Source organism: Thermococcus sp. 9N3, from assembly GCF_012027685.1.
GTDB classification, from domain to species: domain Archaea; phylum Methanobacteriota_B; class Thermococci; order Thermococcales; family Thermococcaceae; genus Thermococcus; species Thermococcus nautili.
In genome coordinates this window covers 16,262-32,097 of record NZ_SNUV01000001.1, presented here as the reverse complement: position 1 = coordinate 32,097, position 15,836 = coordinate 16,262, and the positions used below count along the sequence as shown (strand labels likewise).

Below are 15,836 nucleotides of genomic sequence, written 5' to 3'. Positions count from 1 at the left end.
GGAAGCATGGACGCGGTTCCGCTTCTGGCCGGGCTAGTCATGGGTTTGGTTACCTCCTACACCGACCTGAAGACCGGCTTCATCTTCGACAACCACGTCTCGGTTCTTTTAGCGCTCATCGGAAAGTTCCTCGGCTGGGACGAGGGCGAAGAGGAGGTTCCCCTCCCGAAGTGGCTCGTCAAACTGCCGGTTCCGGCCGTTGAAATCGGAATCCTTTACTACCTCTACAAGGGGCTGAGCGAGGGCAGCGTTCTGGTTGCCCTCTCAGGAATAATAGCCCTGTTCGTGGGACTGATTCTCGGCCTGCTCCTATTCTACATCGGGGCGTGGGCGAGCGGCGACGCGGTTATACTGGCCGGCTTCTCCGCGCTCCTTCCATACCCGCCAGACACGGCCAAGATAATCGCCCCCTACTACATCCACTACCCGCTCTATCCGATAGCAATCCTCCTCAACGGCCTCATAGCCGTGTTCCCGTTCATCTTCATCTACGCCTTCGGCGTCATAATCCTGAGGAAGCGCTTCTCGGAGCTCAGAGAGATACTCGTCTCCGGTGCCGGCCTCACCGTCGAGCTGTCCCTCTGGATTATGGGTGCCCTGGGGGTAAGGGTCATCCTGGAAGAGGGACTCGGCGTCTCACTGAACCCCATCCTCGGCTGGCTCCTCGCAATAGTCCTCATAACAATCTTCGGCAAGCTCAGGAGAATCGGAGACGTCGCCGGAGCGCTCGTCCTGGCGTACCTCCTCTACCTCTCCCCTGAGAACACACTCCTGGCATTCCTGAGGCTCCTCGCGTTTCTCTACGCCTTCAAGGTGTTCCTGGCACTCGTCAAGTTCATAAGGAGGAACGTCCTCATCGAGGAGGTTCCGGTTGAGGAGCTGAGGGAGTGGGACATACTGGGAGAAACAATCTTCGAGAAGGACGGGGAAATCGGGCGCGACAGAACCGACCCCTTCGAGAGGCTCAAGGTCGCACTTCTGAAGGCGGACCTTTCGCTCCTCAAGCCGGACTACGGGAAGGTCATAGCATCACCAACGGCGGAGGGGCTCACAAAGGAGCAGATTGAGGAACTCAAACGGCTCGTGGATGAAGGAAAGCTGGAGAACAGGTTCCTTAGAAAGAAGGCGATGCCCTTCGCCCCGGCGATATTCCTCGGTTTCCTGATAAGCTACTTCATCGGCGACCTGTTCTGGCTCCTCGAGCTCAAGCTGATGGGCCTTTAAAGTTTTAAGGCCTTCCCCCCATTTTCTACCGGCCCGGCGCCCGCCCTCCCTGGGGAATCGTGAACCGGGGGTTCCGGCCGGGCCGACAGGGGGATGACGAGCTTTTGCTTTGCCGAGCGGTGAGGAGCACGCCCTTCACCGACCCCCTATCAGTCCCTCAACTATTTCCCGCACTTCTCTCAGGCTCTCGACGACGTGGTCGCCTTCGACTCCCTCGTGCGGGTTTATCGCTATCGCCACGTCCGCCTCGCGGAACATGCTGAGGTCGTTGAAGCCATCTCCAACGGCCACCGTCAGTTCCGGCTTGAGCTCCTCCTTGAGCCTTCTGAGTATCGCGCCCTTCCCCTCGAAGTCCACAGAGGGAACAACGCCGGCAACTTTTCCGTCCTTGAAGATTAGCTCGTTGGCGAAAACGTAGTCCGCTTTAAGCTCCCTCGCGACCCTTCCGGCCAGGCACATCAGCCCGCTCGAGAGGAGGGCTATTTTGAAGCCGTTCTCGCGCAGGAAGTCCATCAGCTCAAAGGCGTAGTCGTTGTACTCGACCGAGTTCGCCCACTCAAGGATTTCCTCCCTGCTTTTGCCGAGCCAGAGGGAAGAGTCCAGCTCCGCCCACTTCGCGTAGTCAATCTTTCCGGCAAAGAAGAGCTCCGCGTACTCCTTCCCCTTCTCCCACGTGCCGAACTTCTTGTGGAGCTCAACCCAGCTCGAGCGCGCCTTTACAAGGGTCCCCTCGACGTCGAAAGCTATGAGCCTCATTCTATCACCGGGTTATGAAGAGGGACCGAACTTAAAAGCCTACTCCCTCCAGCCGTGTTCCCCGATGAGGGGCACGAAGGCAACGCCCCCGTGGTTCTTCACCTTAATCGAGCCATCTTCAAGCTTGATTACCTCAAGAAGGTCCTGCCAGATGTGATAGCTTCCAACGGGGATTATGAGCTTTCCGCCGGGCTTGAGCTGTTCCACCAAGGGCTTCGGTATGTCCGGCGCTCCGGCCGTTACGATTATCCTGTCGTAGGGAGCTTTCGGCGGGAAGCCGAGCGTCCCGTCGCCGGGAATCACGTGGACGTTTTTTACACCGGCACGCTCCAGGTTCCTCCTCGCGAACTCGACCAGCTCTGGAATCCTCTCAACAGTGTAGACGTCGGTCTTGACGAGCTCTGAAATCAAGGCCGCATTCCACCCGCTCCCGGTTCCTATTTCGAGGACGTTCATGCCGGGTTTGAGTTCGGCAAGCTCGAGCATTATCGCGACCATGTGGGGGGCGCTTACCGTCTGTCCGGCCGGAATCGGCAGCGGCTCGTCGAGGTGGGCGTACTTCCGGTGCTTCTCCTCAACGAAGAGGTAGCGGGGGTACTTCAGAAAAGCCCGCCTAACCGCTTCGCTCCGTATGATTCCCTCGCGAACGAGGTTCTCAACTGTTCTCCTCCACAGCTCGTCAAGGTTCATGCAGACCCCCTGCGAAGGTTAGGAAGAAGGGAATAAAAGGCTCACGACGACCTGGCCTGGTACCAGGCTATCGCTATTATTATCCCCGCGCCGATTATCACTCCGATGACCAACCAGATTAGCTTCGTCTTGAGCGGGGTGTAGGGGACGCTTGAGGTGGTCGTTGAGGTTACCGTCTTCGTTTTTATCTCCGTCTGGGTCTTGGTAACCGTTATCGTGACGGTGGAGTTTATCCTTTCCGTAATCGTCTTCGTGGTCGTGAACGTCGTCGGCGCCGTTTGGTTCTCCTTCTCAGTCCCGGCACTGAGGACGGTTATCGAGAGGCCGGTCTCGTTGACGACCCCTGGAACCGAAACCACCGCTATCTTGAAGGATTTCTCTCCGGGGGTGTAGGGAATCAGGACGAAGCTAACGACGCTCTCGTTGCCGGGAGGTAAGTAGAGGGGAAGGACTATCCTGCTTCCGCTGGCGAAAACGTTACCGGATGACGCCATCGCAACACCGGGCGGAACGGTTAGGGTCAAGTTCGCGGGAAGCGTCTCGTCCCCGGTGTTCCTGACAACGACAGTCAGGTTAACGGGCCGGTAGAGGGAGGCGTTGGCCGGGGCCGAAACCCTAAGGGAGTACTCGACCCTGGTCGGCTTAACGTTCAGGGTAAGTTCGTTGGAGGAGAACTTGAGGAGGGTGTATCCCCCGCAGGCGAGCTCGTACGGGGCCATGGCAGTGACGGTGACCCTTCCGGCGGAGACGTTGCCCGACTTCATCGGCAGAACCGCGAGCTTAAACTCCTTCTTTTCTCCCGGCGTCAGGGACTTCAGGAAGAACTCCGTTTCGGAGAGCACCTTGACGTCGCCCGGAACGAACTTGACGGTGAGGTTGGAGAGGGCAACGTTGCCCGTGTTTTCAACTTCAACCGTGAGGGTCGTTGGAAGGTACTGCCTGGCGTTTCCGTCCCTGAGGGAAACGAGAACGTTGGCAACCTTGTCAGGGGAGGGGAGCTCGTTGGGGTTTATGAAGCTCGCGAACTGGGCAGTTCCGTTGGCGTCAATGGAGAGTGGAATAACGGTGAGACCCTTGTGGTAAAGGAGCGTCGAGACGTTGGAAACTATGAGGGAAGTCGAGGCGAGAACGACCTGACATGGGTTGAGGAGGGAAACCTTGAGCTTGTTGCCGAGGTGGTAGTCGTAGCGGAACACGTAGGGGCCGAGGGTCTTGGTCTGGCCCGGAGCGAGGGAGAAGACCTCATTTGGAACGATTGTGAGGTTCATCGAAACGCCGAGGAAGTGAACGTCAACCTTGGTGTAGTTGAGCCCTATGAGGTCGTCCACCTTGACCAAGAACGGGCCGATGACGCTCTCGTTGCCAACGGGCAGGGCGTATGTCGTGTTGTCGTAGGAGAAGAACACCGTCTCGATGAACCCGCTCGTTGCGTTCTCAACCTTTGCCCCGGTGAAGGTTACGGTTTCACCTGCAAAGGAGAAGCTCTCGTTGAGCTTCAAATAGCCAGAGTAAACGGGAAGGAAGCCGGAAACGTTGACGACGAGATTCTCGAACTTGAAGGAGGACTTAAAGGTCTTGCTCTCGTTTCCATAGGTGACCTTCAGCTCAACCCCGTCCTTGCCAACGGAGAGCACCTCTATCGTGTAGGGCCCGAGGGTGACGTTCTGGCCGGGCAGGACGTAGGGGAACTGGGCAGAGAGAAAAACGAGCGACCTGGAGCCAAGGAATACCTTTTCGAACGTCAGGTTCAGTTCACCAAGGGAAAGCACGCTGCCGAGAGGAAGCTTTTTCATCCCGCTCCAGTTGGGGGTGGAAACGTCGAGGAGGAGCGAGCCGTCGTCCAGCGAGACGTCCTTAACCGTCACCGTGTAGTTGCCCACCCCGACGGTCGAGGACACCCCTATGTAACCGGTGAACGTTGATGCCCCAACGAGCGGAAGGAGCAGGATAAACAGGAGAGCGACCAGCCTCTTCATGGAATCACCCCCAGGAGATAGGCCACAATCTCGGCGTTTCCGGCACCCATGCTCATCATCTTCGCCATGAGGCTCTGGCCGAGGTACATTCCAACCGCGAATATCCAGGCGAGTATGACGAAGTACCTCGCGGAGCCGAGGATGTGTCCGCCGTCGGCGAGCTTGATGACCATTGCCGCGAGGAGGGAGTGGAGAACCATCAGGGCGAGCATGATGTAGGTCAGGAACGCCATTCCGGAGGGAGGGATTATGTGGATGAGGTCTCCGATGTAGTTGTTGGCGAGGTTGAGGTTCATCTGGGAGAACATCTGGCTTATCGAGACGGCAACCTGGAACGACGCCGCGAGGGAGAACGCAAAGGCGCCGGTCAGACCGTAGATGATGCCTATGAAGCTCGCTATGCTCTGCTGTCTCTTCCTCCTGAGGCGGACGAGCCTCTCAAAGTTCCTGCTGATGATGAGACCGACGTAATCGGGCTCGGCACCCATCCTGAGGCTCTCGCGGAATATCTCCGAGAATATACCGATTAACCAGCTCCCGGTTCCGGCGATGAAGAAGTCCCAGGCCCTGTCCCTGTCAACGCGGATGGCGAGCCTTCTATACAAGGCCTTGATGTCGTCGGTGAGCGAACCGAAGTCGTGGGCGCTGAGGTACTTAAGGACGAGCACGAGTGAGGCACCGCTCGCGGCAAGGGACGAGCTCAGACTCCTGATGAAGGCCGGAAAGTTCTCGTCCTTCCTGAATATGGATTTCTCCTCCTTGTCCACGACGCGCCCGAGGTAGTAGAACGGGGTCAGGATTAGCGCGAGGGCGAAGGGCGTTGGAATTGCGAAGCGGGGCCTTATAATCAGCATGTAGACCAGCGCGGTTATAATCATGCCCATGACTGAGTAAATCGCGGCGCGCTTTATACGCTCCCTGCGAGGGTCCCGTATTCCCCTGCTGTCCGCCCATATTGGGTCCTCGGGCATTCTGAACTTGACGACGAGGAGTATTCCCAGCTCCGCCGCGAGGGTCATGGCAACGGCGTAGAGGCCCATCCTGCCGATGTCCATACCGGTGATTATCGGACCGATGATGACGAACGAGGCTATGAAGACGACCGAGATGATGATTGACTCGTAAATCTCCTTGAAGATGTCGAGGTCGTAGAGGGCGCCCTCGTAGAAGGTCTGATAGTCGTCCATAACGGTCTGCTGCTCCTGGAAGAGGTACTCCTTCAGGTCAACACCGCTGTCGAGGGAATACGCGAGCCTGTCAAGGAAGTCGGCGAACATCTGGCTCGGAGTTCTCCTAGCGAGGAAGCGGAAGGCCTCCGGCATCGAAAGGTGGAGCCTGTTGACTATGGTGTGAACCTTCTTGAGCTCGCTCGCTATTGCACCGAGCTTAGGGTCCTGGGCGAGGATTTTGATGAGGTCGGAACGACCCATCTCGCTCGTTGAGAGCACGGCGAAGTAGGTTATGAAGTAGGGCATCTTCGAGTTGATTGATATCTTCTTCGAGTCCGCCACGATGTAGGGGTAAACGGCCGCGTAGATGAGGAGGATAATCGGAATTAGGAACATCAGCACCCTTAGACCGGTAGGGATTGGAAAAAGCCTCGCCATCAGGCCGACGACTATGAAGAGAACCGCTGAGATTCCCATGTAGGGCAGCAGGACTTTCTTGAGGTAGGTTTCCATGTTTAGGTCGGCCTTGGTGAAGATGCTGATTTTCTCGTCGGCCATTGGCATCACCTCAGACCCTGAAGCTCAAGCCTTCGAGACCCCTGAGGTAGAAGGCCTTGATTTCCTTGTAGACGTCCCAGTAGTTGGTTATGCCGAGCTCGACCATCCTCTGGAGGATTCTCGCGCGCAGGAAGAGCTCATTGTAGATGTCCTTCGGGTCTTCGTAGCCGGCAATCTCGGCTATCTTCCTCTCAAGGATGTAGGAGTTGTTGAAACCCCTGAAGATGTGCTTGTCCGCAACGGGGTCCCACTCGAAGACGTTCCTCGTCGCAACTCCTCCGAGCTCCTCGTAGTAGCCCTCAATCTCGACGACGCTCACCGTTCTCCTCAGGAACTTACCCCTGACGTAGACCGCCTGCTGGAAGACCGCTATGTTGAGGTTGTCAATGAAGGTTATCGGGACGTTTATCGGATGACCGGTGAAACGCTGTATCATCTTCTTGATGTCACCCGCGTGGAAGGTGCTCATGACCGGGTGACCGGTCTGCATTGCCTGGAACGCGATGGCACCCTCAGCACCACGAATCTCACCGACGATGATGTAGTTCGGCCTCGAACGCAGGGCCGCCTTGAGGAGGTCGAACAGGGTAACACGGCTCTCCTCGGGACCGCGCTCACGCGTGATGAGTCTCTGCCAGACGGGGTGGGGAACCTGAACCTCCGGCGTATCCTCGGCGGTGAATATCTTCGAACCGGGCTTGATGAAGGGGATAATCGAGTTGAGGAGGGTGGTCTTACCGGAAGCCGTCTCACCACATACGAAGACACTCATACCGTACTCGAGGGCTATCCAGAGGTAGGCGGCGACCTCTGCGCTGAGCGTTCCCCACGCTATCAGCTGGGTGATGCTTATCGGCGTCGCCGAGAACTTACGGATTGTCGCGCTCGGACCCTTGATGGAGATGTCCGGCGAGTAGATGATGTTTATACGGGAGCCGTCTGGTAGAGCACCGTCAACTATCGGGTTCCTGTCGCTGACAGGCCTTCCAATGCGCTCCGATATGTTCTTGAAGTAGTCAGCGAGCTTGACGTCGTCGCCGAAGGTTATGTTGGTCTGCATCATCTCGAATATCTTGTGGACGAGGGAGACGTTGTTGGCACCGATGATGTGGATATCCTCAATGTAGGGGTCCCTCGCGAGGGGCTCGAGGGGTCCGATACCTATGATGTCCCTCTTGATGAGGTAGCGGAACTTCTCCATCTCATCCTTGGTTATAACGAAGCGCTGGCCCTTGCCGAAGGGGCTTCCCTTACCGGACTTGACGAGGCTCAAGACGGCCTCATCGAAGAGGGCATCGAGGAACCTCTCAAACTCCTCCTGCTCCTCCGGGATGTCCCTGGTCGGGGCTATCTCAAGGATTTTGTCACGGATTTTGTTGTACTTCTCCTCCTCTTCCCTGCTCTCTATCCTTGGCTCGATGACGATGTAGCGCTTTTCGGCGGTGGCGGGGTCGGCGTAGATGTGGATGAATATCGGGTCTCCCACTGGGTAGATGATGTTGGGGTACATTATCTCCTTCATGTCCCTGCTGAGCTGGGCGTGGAACTCCGGCATCTTGCCGTACTTCTTCCTAAACTGGTCAACGTACTTGCGAAGGTGGGGGTTCCTCGCCATTGCCTCCTCAAGGGTGTCACTGACCACCTGCGCCATATCACACCACCGCCGCTATCTCTACTATCAGCCCCACCTTCGGCTCAACGCGGAAGGGTATAATCTTCTGGAAGACGCCCTTGGCGTTGTTGTACTTGACTATGGTTGCGGAGTTCTTCAGGTCACCACCGAAGACCTTCACGCTCAGCCTTATGAGCATCGTCGAGGCCTCTTCAAGGACGAAGAGCGAGTCGCGGTCAATTTCCTCGGTGTTCGCGGTGAGTATAATCACCTTGTCAAGTGAGGCCATCTTCTTCACGTAGAGGAGGAAGTCCCTAACGGCAGACGGGTCCTGCTCGCGCGAGAGGAGGGATGAGAATGAATCGATTATCATGACGTCGGGCTCCCAGAGGCGGGGCTCACCAAAAAGCCTGCTCAGGAACTTTCTCTTCTCGCTCACACCGCTCAGGAGGGGATAGAGGGAGACGAATATGAGCTTCTTTCTGATTAGAAAAGGGATTATCCCATAGCCCAGGGACTCCATCTGCTTTATGTACTCAACGGTGGTGTACTGGCTTGAGATGTAGCTCGCGGTGTAGCCGTTCATGAGGAACCCGTAGAGGAGCCTCTGGACGAAGATGGACTTACCGCTACCCCTGTCACCCTCGACGAGCATAATCGTCCCGGCAGGGATTCCACCGCCGAGACGCCTGTGAAGCTCGTCGCCCTTGAGCTCTATCTTGAGCAGTTCCTCGACCAATGTGACCACCACCGTCTCGCTTTATTTTAGCCGGTCAGTGGCTCACGGAGCCGTGAATACAAGGCTCCTCTTGACCCCGTTCTCAAGGACAACAGTTATTGTGTAGGTCTGACCTGAAGTGAGGCTATACTGAACCTTAATCACGCCAACCTGGTAGGGCTGGAGGGAGGTTATAGGGTTCCCGCTGGTGTCCTCGAAGGAGAGCTGGCTCGCCGGAATGAGGTTCCCGTCTATGAATACCTGAACGGCATCGCTCGTGAAGGGGATTATCTCCTTGCCCACGTTCTTGATGTAAAACGTGTAAGTATATGGTGTAGTTGATGTATTAACCGGAATGTGATTCGGGTCGTTTATTATCGCGAAGTCCGTCCTCAGCCGGTCAGCCAGCATCGCGCCCCTCTCGTTGATTCCGTGGGCTATGTCGTTGGTAACGTAGGCCAGAGCGCCGGCAACGCTTCCAGCGACGAGTACTGCAACGATGAACATAATGAGCTCACTCGCAGGGCCACTCGCCATTAGCTCACCTCCGTTGGACAGCCTCTGGATGTGTTTACGTACACCACGTTGTTCGTGGTGTTGTAATACCAGTCAAACATAACCCAGCATCCGTTGCCGAAGGTTATCTTTAGAGTATGCTTAGTCTCATCTAGGGGTATGTACGTGACGTTCAGCTGAACGGAATTCCCCGGGAGGAGATAGCCGTAATCGGAGAGGAAACCAACGTTATCGTCGTCAATGTTGTAAAGGGTAATCAGTTTTCCATCATACGTCCCACTCCAATGGGGCACATAGAGGGTGACTCCATTACTTTGGATTGCGAGAGTGAGGTTGTAGTACTGGTTTCCACTACTGTCAGTCCCCGTGCTTACACTACTGTTCTTAGCGTTCAGAGAGGACAGTGTATTCAGCTGGGAAAGCCTCATCTCATACCAATACTCCTGGGCGGCCTGAACGTTGGTGTAGGTGTTGTCCCAGGCTGTGTAGAGCGTCCCAGCCACCATTAAAAATGAAATGAAGATTATCGCTGCACTCGCTGAGACGCTGAATCCCATAGGCCGCCCCCCGGATTGCTCCTTTAGATGCCGTAGAACTCATCGAGCGTCTTCTCGAGCATCTTGATTTCCCTTTCCAGCTTGTCAAGGACGTTCCTGTTAATCCTGAGTCCCCTAAGGCGCTCGATGAAGAGCAGGCTTATGAGGTGGTCCTGAACGGTGAGCTTCTCGGCCGGCTTCCACTCGGGGTCCCTGTGGTGCGGTCTGGTACCCTTGGCGTAGCGGAGCAGCTGGTTGAGCACCTCCTCGCTTATCCAGCCGATTTCGTAGTAGAACTCAAGCACCCTTTCAAGGTTCTGTATGCCGACCCTGTCTATGAGGAACCCGAGCCACTTGAGCGCTATCATGGTGGAAACGATGTCCTCGGGTAGCTTCTCAAGCCTGGCCTTCCTTGGCTCCTCCTCGAAGAGAAGGCTCGCGATGTCCTCGGGAATCTGGAGCTTTTCAGCCATGCCAACACCACCTTCCTCCTTCTTTTCTTCAACAACTTCATGAGCGGGAACCTCTTCAATCGAAACTTCACCAACTTCCTCGGGAAGGGCTTCCGCGACTTCCTCAGCCCCCTCCTCAGGGGCCTCAACTACCTCCACTTCCTCCGGGGCCTCGACCTCAATCTCCTCAACTTCTTCAGCCTCGGGAGCTTCTGGGGCCTCTTCAACGACTTCAAGCTCTTCGCTCGGCGCCTCGACTTCCTCGACGGCCTCTGGAACCTCCTCAACCTTGAGCTCCTCAACTTCCTCGACCTCGGGGACTTCGGTTACCTCCTCAACCTCGGGAACTTCCTCGATTTCCGTGACTTCCTCGGCCTCTTCGGCCTTCTCCTCGGCCTGGGCGAGCTCGGCCTGGGCCTCGGCGACGGCCTGCTCCGCCGCGGCAAGCTCCTCTTCGCTGACCTCTTCGCCGGCCTCAATCTTGGCCTGGAGCTCTTCAAGCCTCTCCTGCGCCTCCTCAAGCTTCTCGGCGGCGGTCTTCTCCTCAACCTTCTCCGCGAGCTCCTCAACCTTCTTGTGGAGCTCCTCAAGCTTCTCAACGAGCTCGGATGGGGCCTCCTCTTTCTCCTCCTCTTCAAGGAGCTCCTCAAGCTTGCCAATCTTCTCGTGGACTTCCTCAACCTTCTTCGAGACGGTTTCGGCCTTCTTCTCGTGGACGTCGAACTTGGCCGTTTCAAGGGTCTCAACGAGCCTGCTCAACTGCATGCTGAGGTCTGTAAGTCTCTTGCCCAGCTCGTCAACGCGCTTGCTGAGCTGTTCGTACTTGGTAACCTGGTTGCCGTAGGTTTCGAGGACCTTCTGGATTATCTTCTCGAGCTGTTCGTAGGTGAGGTTCTCCTTTCTCGCTATCAGCTTCTCCCTGAGGTCGTTGATGATGACGCTGGGAACCTTGCCCTTGAGCTCCGCGAGCTTTGCGTTGATGTCTGCCTCGGTGACGAGCCTTGCCATCTCCATGCGTCACACCTCCGCGAGCACCTCATAGATTATCGAATCGAGGTCAACGCCGTAGCCGGCGAGCACCTTTATGTCATTCTTTATCTGGGCAATTTCAAGCTTTAAGTCTTCCAGTTCCTTCCTGAGCTCCTGTATCTCACTGGTGAGCGGGTTCTCCTGCCCCATCTGCTCCTTGAAGGGGTTTATCTCCTGGCTGATGACCTCGTAGAGCATCATGACGTCCTTGATGGTCTTGTCGAGCCTGTCTATGTCGTCGCGGAGTTCCTGTATCTGCTTCTTGAGGGTGTCAATGCTTATCTTTATCCTCGGGATGTCGTTCTCAATCTCGTTTATCCTCTCGAGTATCTGCGTAATCTGCTCGTTCTCCTGCCTGCTCTCAACTTCCTCTTCGAGCTCCTCAACTTCCATAGGCTCAGGGGCGGCGGGGGTGGGTTCCTCCTTGGGCTTCTTCTTGAATAAAGATGAAAGGAAGTCAAGGGCCATTTTCCCACCCCCTCACTGGAGCTCCATCAGGTTGTCTGTGTAGGTGCTCGGGGTGGTGAAGTCTATGACGCCACCCGCTCCCGTCTCGGGTATGACCTTACCGGTAACCTTGGTTCCGGGGCCGATACCGTAGCCGTCAGTGACGTTGTTGTCGCCGTCAAAGGGTATAGTCCAGAGGGCTATTCCCGCGATGTCGCCCCAGCTCAGGGTCGGGTGCTGCCAGCTTCCGCTGAGGCTCTCGTCGTTGTCAGCAACGACAATGATACCAAAGAGCATCTTGCCATCAACAGTGGCGTTGTAAAGGTTCTTCCAAAGGGTAGCCAAGGTATTGTTGTCTTCAAGTGGTGTCAGACTGGGAGTCGGCGAAATGACCCCACTGGAGTTTTCGCTAACATTGGCAAAGACATTACTTACATCACCGCTGTAGAGGAAATAGTTCTCTGAAAGGTTATCTGCTTGCGGGTCAACGTAACGGTAAACTGCCATCCTTTTGCCGTCGCTGAGGACGACCTTGACGTGAGCGAGGTCAATTCCACCGCTTCCCGCGTTGGGGCTGACGTAGATGACCATCCTGGTTATCTTACCGCTCCCGGGCGGGTCTGCGGGGGTGTAGCCGTAGATGTTGAGCACCTTTATACCGCTCGCCACCTCCTGGGTGGTCTCCCTGCCGGTGGCCATAGCTTTCTGCTGGAGGTAGCCGCTGGTGCTTATGAGCACCCCAGCGGCAACTGCCGCCACTAGCACCATCGCGATGAAGACGATGAGCGTGCCGATACCTATCGCACCTCTCCTCATGGTCACCACCTCACTGCAGCACCATCACGTTGTAGTTGAACGTCGCCGGGGTGGTGAAGTCTATAACACCGGCCGCCCCGACCTCGGGAATGACCTTACCGACTATCTTGGTCGCTGGACCAATGCCCTCCTTGCCGTCCTCGGTCTTGAAGACGACCGTCTTTATGAGCAGAGCAACCATGTCGCCCCACTCAAGGTTCGGGTGCCTCGTGTCCATCTCGCTCCCGCCGTCGTGGATTACAGCGATGGCGAAGTTCGTGTTTGTTAAATTGTTCCAAGTTTGTGTAATGTTGGTATCTGTGCTGTTGAAGAGGTCGTCTATGACGCCCCTGTAGAGGATTCCGCTGTAGTTGTAGACGACAAGCTTAAGGCCGTCGCTGAGGACAATCTTAACGTTGCTCAGGTCGATGCCCTCGCTGCCCGAGTTGGGGGCTATGAAGATGGCCATCTTGGTTATGGTTCCCTTGCTCGGAGGGGTCGTGTTGACGTAGCCGTAGATGTTGATTACCTTGAGACCGCTCGCGACCTCCTGGGTGGTCTGCCTTCCGGCGGCTTGGGCCTTCTGCTCAAGGTAGCCCGCGGTACCGATGATGACACCTGCTGCCACCGCTGCCACGAGGACCATTGCGATGAAGACTATCAGCGTGCCGATGCCTATTGCTCCCCTACGCATAGCATCACCTCCGAAAAATCTTCAAAGAACGAAAGGGAAAGGGGGCAGAATCACTGGAGCTCCATGACGCTCTGGGTGTAGGTGCTGGGGGTGGTGAACTCGATGACTCCTGGGGCACCGAACTCGGGGACGACCTCACCAGTAACCCTCGTGCCTGGAGGTATTCCGCTAGTGTCACTGAACACTGCTCCTGCGTTGACAGCGAGGACGACTATATCCCCCTTGTTAAGAGTTGGGAAGTTCTGCTTGACTGAGCCGTCGCTGTCCTGTATGACGATTATGCCAAAGCCAGTAGCTGCGAGGTCAGCCCAATTTATTGTTGAATCGTTAAATACATCTGCAACAGGACTGTTAGTGTAGACACTCTCATTGTACTTAAGGGTAGCCTCAATCCTGCCGTCACTGAGTGTTATTCTGGTCTTCCGGAGGTCAATACCAGCCGAACCCGCGTTCGGAGTAACATAGATGGCGAGCTTGGTTATATTGTCGAAGGTACCATCGGCGTTCTTCTGGGCCCATCCAACGACGCTGGTGACCTTAATTCCGCTCGCTACCTCCTGAGTGGTCTGCCTTCCCGTGGCCTGGCTCTTCTGCTGGAGGTAACCGCTCGTGTTGATGAGGACGGCCGCCGCCACGGCCGCAACGAGCACCATGGCAATGAACACTATGAGGGTTCCAATACCGACCGCACCTTTCCTCCTCCTAAACATCATCACTCACCTCCTCAAATAAAGTTAGATAAGGAAATCACTGGAGCTCAATGACGAAGCTGGTGTAGCTGGTCGGAGTGGTGAACTCGATGACGCCCGGAGCACCGAACTCCGGAACGACTTTACCCTCAATCTTCTGCCTCGGTGCGAAGCCGCTACCGAACACTGAACTGAAGACGTAGAGGTGGGTTATCTTAGTGATTGATGCTGAAGTTGCAGTGTTGGTGTTGGGATCAACATACTCCAATGTCACGCCACTGACAGCCCTGTCAACCCAGTAGTAGTAGCCTCCAACAGGGACGGTGAGCACGGCAATGTCACCGCCATTGAGGGTCGGGTACTTGGGCTTGAGGGAGTTGTCGGCGTCCTGGATTGCGATTATTCCAAAGTTAGTGGAGCCGGTTATGTTGCCCCAGCTCTCAAGGGTCTTGTCGAAGATATTGGCAACGACGCCATCGGTGAAGGCAGGTCCAATGCTGACGACTTCATTTGTGAAGGTTATGTTGGCCGTGTTAGTTGAGGCGGAGTCATATGAAATCGTGTAAGTGCTTCCACTAACGCTAACCGTAGCACCTGAGAGGATTAGCTTTTTGTTGGCTGCATCCCAGCTTATGGCACTGCTCGGGAAGCCATTTATGATGTAGGTGTTTCCACTAGTGTCTTCAAGGGCAACGTAGTAGGTCTCGTTGCTGGTCTCGTAAGCATTAACGAGTGACGCATTTATCATGGCTGAAAGGTTGGCGTTGTAGTCCTCATACCTGTATGAGAACACTGCCTGAGAGTTGCCATCACTGAGAATTATTTTGGTCTTCCTGATATCTATGCCAGCTGAGCCAGCGTTCGGACTGACGTAGACAGCGAGCCTAGTTATCTTCCCCTGAGCAGGGTTAGCAACACCGTCAATATAACCAACGACCTTAGTGACCTGAATTCCACTCGCTACTTCCTGAGTGGTCTCTCTACCGGTGCTGGAAGCCTTCTGCTGGAGGTAACCGCTCGTGTTAATCAGCACGGCCGCCGCTACGGCCGCGACGAGCACCATGGCTATGAACACAATGAGGGTACCGATACCGACGGCACCCCTCCTTCCCTTCCTCATTCTCTCACCTCCCTCCTAAAATTTGGAAAGGAAACGAAATCACTGGAGCTCCATAACCTGCTCGGTGTAGGTGCTCGGAGTGGTGAACTCGATGACTCCTGGGGCACCGAACTCCGGAACGACTTCACCGGTGACCTTCTTGCCTGGAGCTATTCCGTATCCAAAGACACCGGACTTGTCATCTGCTCCAACGTACACTGTCAGAACGACAATGTCCCCCTCGTTGAGGGTCGGGTAGTCAGCGCTAAGGCTGGAGTCGCCATCCTGGATGACAATAATACCATAGTTGGTCTTGTTCTGGGTTATGTTCTTCCAAGCATCAAGGCTTGTGTTGAAAATGTCGGCAACTGGACCCAAGGTGAACGCTTTGGATGTGCTGGTAGTGTTGTACATGAGAACGGCCTCAACGGTGCCGTTGCTGAGAACAAGCTTGGTGTTCTTAAGGTCAATACCAGCGCTACCAGCATTGGGCGTTATATATATGGCCAACTGCTGGATGTACTCAAGGCTTCCATTAGCCTTACCCACAACCCTCTCAACCTGTATGCCACTGGCAACCTGCTGGGTGCTAGCCCTGCCGGTGCTGGAAGCCTTCTGCTGGAGGTAACCGCTCGTGTTAATCAGCACTGCCGCGGCAACTGCCGCCACTAAAACCATGGCTATGAACACAATCAGGGTACCGATACCAACGGCACCTCTTCTGGTCCTGGCCTTCATTCACCACGCACCCCCGTAGGGTTTTCTGCGTTAGGGGTTACGCCCGGAAAATATAAAGCCCTTTTTTGTTCTTAGTAGTGTAGGTGGTTATGTAGGTGCATATGTAGGTACTAACTACGATGGCCTCGGCGAAACTAC

Annotated in this window: 15 protein-coding genes and 1 pseudogene; 1 reads left to right on the top strand and 15 read right to left on the bottom strand. The window is 55.6% G+C overall.

Features of this window, described 5'->3' with window-relative positions; all coding sequences use genetic code 11:
• Positions 1-6: 6 nt before the first annotated feature.
• Positions 7-1,224, top strand: coding sequence for an A24 family peptidase C-terminal domain-containing protein (locus tag E3E30_RS00150; protein WP_167728039.1), 1,218 nt, complete (start codon positions 7-9; stop codon positions 1,222-1,224).
• Positions 1,225-1,359: 135 nt separating this feature from the next.
• Here the strand turns inward: E3E30_RS00150 and E3E30_RS00145 are convergent, their stop codons facing one another.
• The 15 genes and pseudogenes from E3E30_RS00145 to E3E30_RS00075 form a co-directional block, all read right to left on the bottom strand.
• Positions 1,360-1,980 carry an HAD-IB family phosphatase gene (locus tag E3E30_RS00145; RefSeq protein ID WP_167728038.1) on the bottom strand — a complete coding sequence of 207 codons (621 nt, stop codon included), beginning with the start codon at positions 1,978-1,980 and terminating at the stop codon, positions 1,360-1,362.
• A gap of 39 nt (positions 1,981-2,019) precedes the next feature.
• Positions 2,020-2,670 (bottom strand): protein-L-isoaspartate(D-aspartate) O-methyltransferase, encoded by a 651-nt coding sequence (locus E3E30_RS00140; RefSeq protein WP_167728037.1) that lies wholly within the window; start codon positions 2,668-2,670, stop codon positions 2,020-2,022.
• Positions 2,671-2,711: 41 nt separating this feature from the next.
• Entirely contained in the window at positions 2,712-4,646 is a 1,935-nt protein-coding gene (locus E3E30_RS00135) for a hypothetical protein (protein ID WP_167728036.1), read from the bottom strand.
• On the bottom strand, positions 4,643-6,373 hold the full coding sequence (gene flaJ / locus E3E30_RS00130) for an archaellar assembly protein FlaJ (protein WP_167728823.1): 1,731 nt from the start codon (positions 6,371-6,373) through the stop codon (positions 4,643-4,645). The genes E3E30_RS00135 and flaJ overlap by 4 nt, the downstream gene beginning before the upstream one ends.
• A gap of 10 nt (positions 6,374-6,383) precedes the next feature.
• Positions 6,384-8,024: a type II/IV secretion system ATPase subunit gene (locus tag E3E30_RS00125; RefSeq protein ID WP_042690848.1), complete on the bottom strand. Its 1,641-nt coding sequence runs from the start codon at positions 8,022-8,024 to the stop codon at positions 6,384-6,386.
• 1 nt (position 8,025) lies between these two features.
• Positions 8,026-8,724, bottom strand: coding sequence for an ATPase domain-containing protein (locus E3E30_RS00120; RefSeq protein WP_042690850.1), 699 nt, complete (start codon positions 8,722-8,724; stop codon positions 8,026-8,028).
• A 42-nt stretch (positions 8,725-8,766) separates the two neighbouring features.
• Positions 8,767-9,240, bottom strand: a complete 474-nt coding sequence (locus E3E30_RS00115; RefSeq protein WP_167728035.1) for a flagellar protein G — start codon at positions 9,238-9,240, stop codon at positions 8,767-8,769.
• Positions 9,240-9,776, bottom strand: coding sequence for a flagella (locus E3E30_RS00110; protein ID WP_167728034.1), 537 nt, complete (start codon positions 9,774-9,776; stop codon positions 9,240-9,242). Before E3E30_RS00110 ends, E3E30_RS00115 begins: the two co-directional genes overlap by 1 nt.
• A gap of 23 nt (positions 9,777-9,799) precedes the next feature.
• Complete coding sequence (locus E3E30_RS00105; protein WP_167728033.1) at positions 9,800-11,221, bottom strand: FlaD/FlaE family flagellar protein; 1,422 nt, start codon at positions 11,219-11,221, stop codon at positions 9,800-9,802.
• A 3-nt stretch (positions 11,222-11,224) separates the two neighbouring features.
• Positions 11,225-11,704 carry a flagella accessory protein C gene (locus tag E3E30_RS00100; RefSeq protein ID WP_167728032.1) on the bottom strand — a complete coding sequence of 160 codons (480 nt, stop codon included), beginning with the start codon at positions 11,702-11,704 and terminating at the stop codon, positions 11,225-11,227.
• A 12-nt stretch (positions 11,705-11,716) separates the two neighbouring features.
• Complete coding sequence (locus E3E30_RS00095) at positions 11,717-12,499, bottom strand: flagellin (protein ID WP_167728822.1); 783 nt, start codon at positions 12,497-12,499, stop codon at positions 11,717-11,719.
• Between the two features lie 10 nt (positions 12,500-12,509).
• Positions 12,510-13,172, bottom strand: coding sequence for a flagellin (locus E3E30_RS00090; protein ID WP_167728031.1), 663 nt, complete (start codon positions 13,170-13,172; stop codon positions 12,510-12,512).
• Positions 13,173-13,222: 50 nt separating this feature from the next.
• Positions 13,223-13,885 (bottom strand): flagellin, encoded by a 663-nt coding sequence (locus E3E30_RS00085; protein ID WP_167728030.1) that lies wholly within the window; start codon positions 13,883-13,885, stop codon positions 13,223-13,225.
• Between the two features lie 766 nt (positions 13,886-14,651).
• Positions 14,652-14,981: pseudogene (locus E3E30_RS11390) on the bottom strand (archaellin/type IV pilin N-terminal domain-containing protein); the annotation flags it as partial.
• Between the two features lie 39 nt (positions 14,982-15,020).
• A complete protein-coding gene (locus tag E3E30_RS00075) occupies positions 15,021-15,698 on the bottom strand; it encodes a flagellin (protein WP_167728028.1) in 678 nt (225 codons plus the stop codon).
• Positions 15,699-15,836 lie beyond the last annotated feature (138 nt).

Excerpts from the sequence above, each read along its gene's own strand:
- E3E30_RS00150 (WP_167728039.1), top strand. The coding sequence starts at position 7 with ATGGACGCGGTTCCGCTTCTGGCCGGGCTAGTCATGGGTTTGGTTACC.
- E3E30_RS00145 (WP_167728038.1), bottom strand. The coding sequence starts at position 1,980 with ATGAGGCTCATAGCTTTCGACGTCGAGGGGACCCTTGTAAAGGCGCGC.
- E3E30_RS00140 (WP_167728037.1), bottom strand. The coding sequence starts at position 2,670 with ATGAACCTTGACGAGCTGTGGAGGAGAACAGTTGAGAACCTCGTTCGC.
- E3E30_RS00135 (WP_167728036.1), bottom strand. The coding sequence starts at position 4,646 with ATGAAGAGGCTGGTCGCTCTCCTGTTTATCCTGCTCCTTCCGCTCGTT.
- flaJ (WP_167728823.1), bottom strand. The coding sequence starts at position 6,373 with ATGGCCGACGAGAAAATCAGCATCTTCACCAAGGCCGACCTAAACATG.
- E3E30_RS00125 (WP_042690848.1), bottom strand. The coding sequence starts at position 8,024 with ATGGCGCAGGTGGTCAGTGACACCCTTGAGGAGGCAATGGCGAGGAAC.
- E3E30_RS00115 (WP_167728035.1), bottom strand. The coding sequence starts at position 9,240 with ATGGCGAGTGGCCCTGCGAGTGAGCTCATTATGTTCATCGTTGCAGTA.
- E3E30_RS00110 (WP_167728034.1), bottom strand. The coding sequence starts at position 9,776 with ATGGGATTCAGCGTCTCAGCGAGTGCAGCGATAATCTTCATTTCATTT.
- E3E30_RS00105 (WP_167728033.1), bottom strand. The coding sequence starts at position 11,221 with ATGGAGATGGCAAGGCTCGTCACCGAGGCAGACATCAACGCAAAGCTC.
- E3E30_RS00100 (WP_167728032.1), bottom strand. The coding sequence starts at position 11,704 with ATGGCCCTTGACTTCCTTTCATCTTTATTCAAGAAGAAGCCCAAGGAG.
- E3E30_RS00095 (WP_167728822.1), bottom strand. The coding sequence starts at position 12,499 with ATGAGGAGAGGTGCGATAGGTATCGGCACGCTCATCGTCTTCATCGCG.
- E3E30_RS00090 (WP_167728031.1), bottom strand. The coding sequence starts at position 13,172 with ATGCGTAGGGGAGCAATAGGCATCGGCACGCTGATAGTCTTCATCGCA.
- E3E30_RS00085 (WP_167728030.1), bottom strand. The coding sequence starts at position 13,885 with ATGATGTTTAGGAGGAGGAAAGGTGCGGTCGGTATTGGAACCCTCATA.
- E3E30_RS00075 (WP_167728028.1), bottom strand. The coding sequence starts at position 15,698 with ATGAAGGCCAGGACCAGAAGAGGTGCCGTTGGTATCGGTACCCTGATT.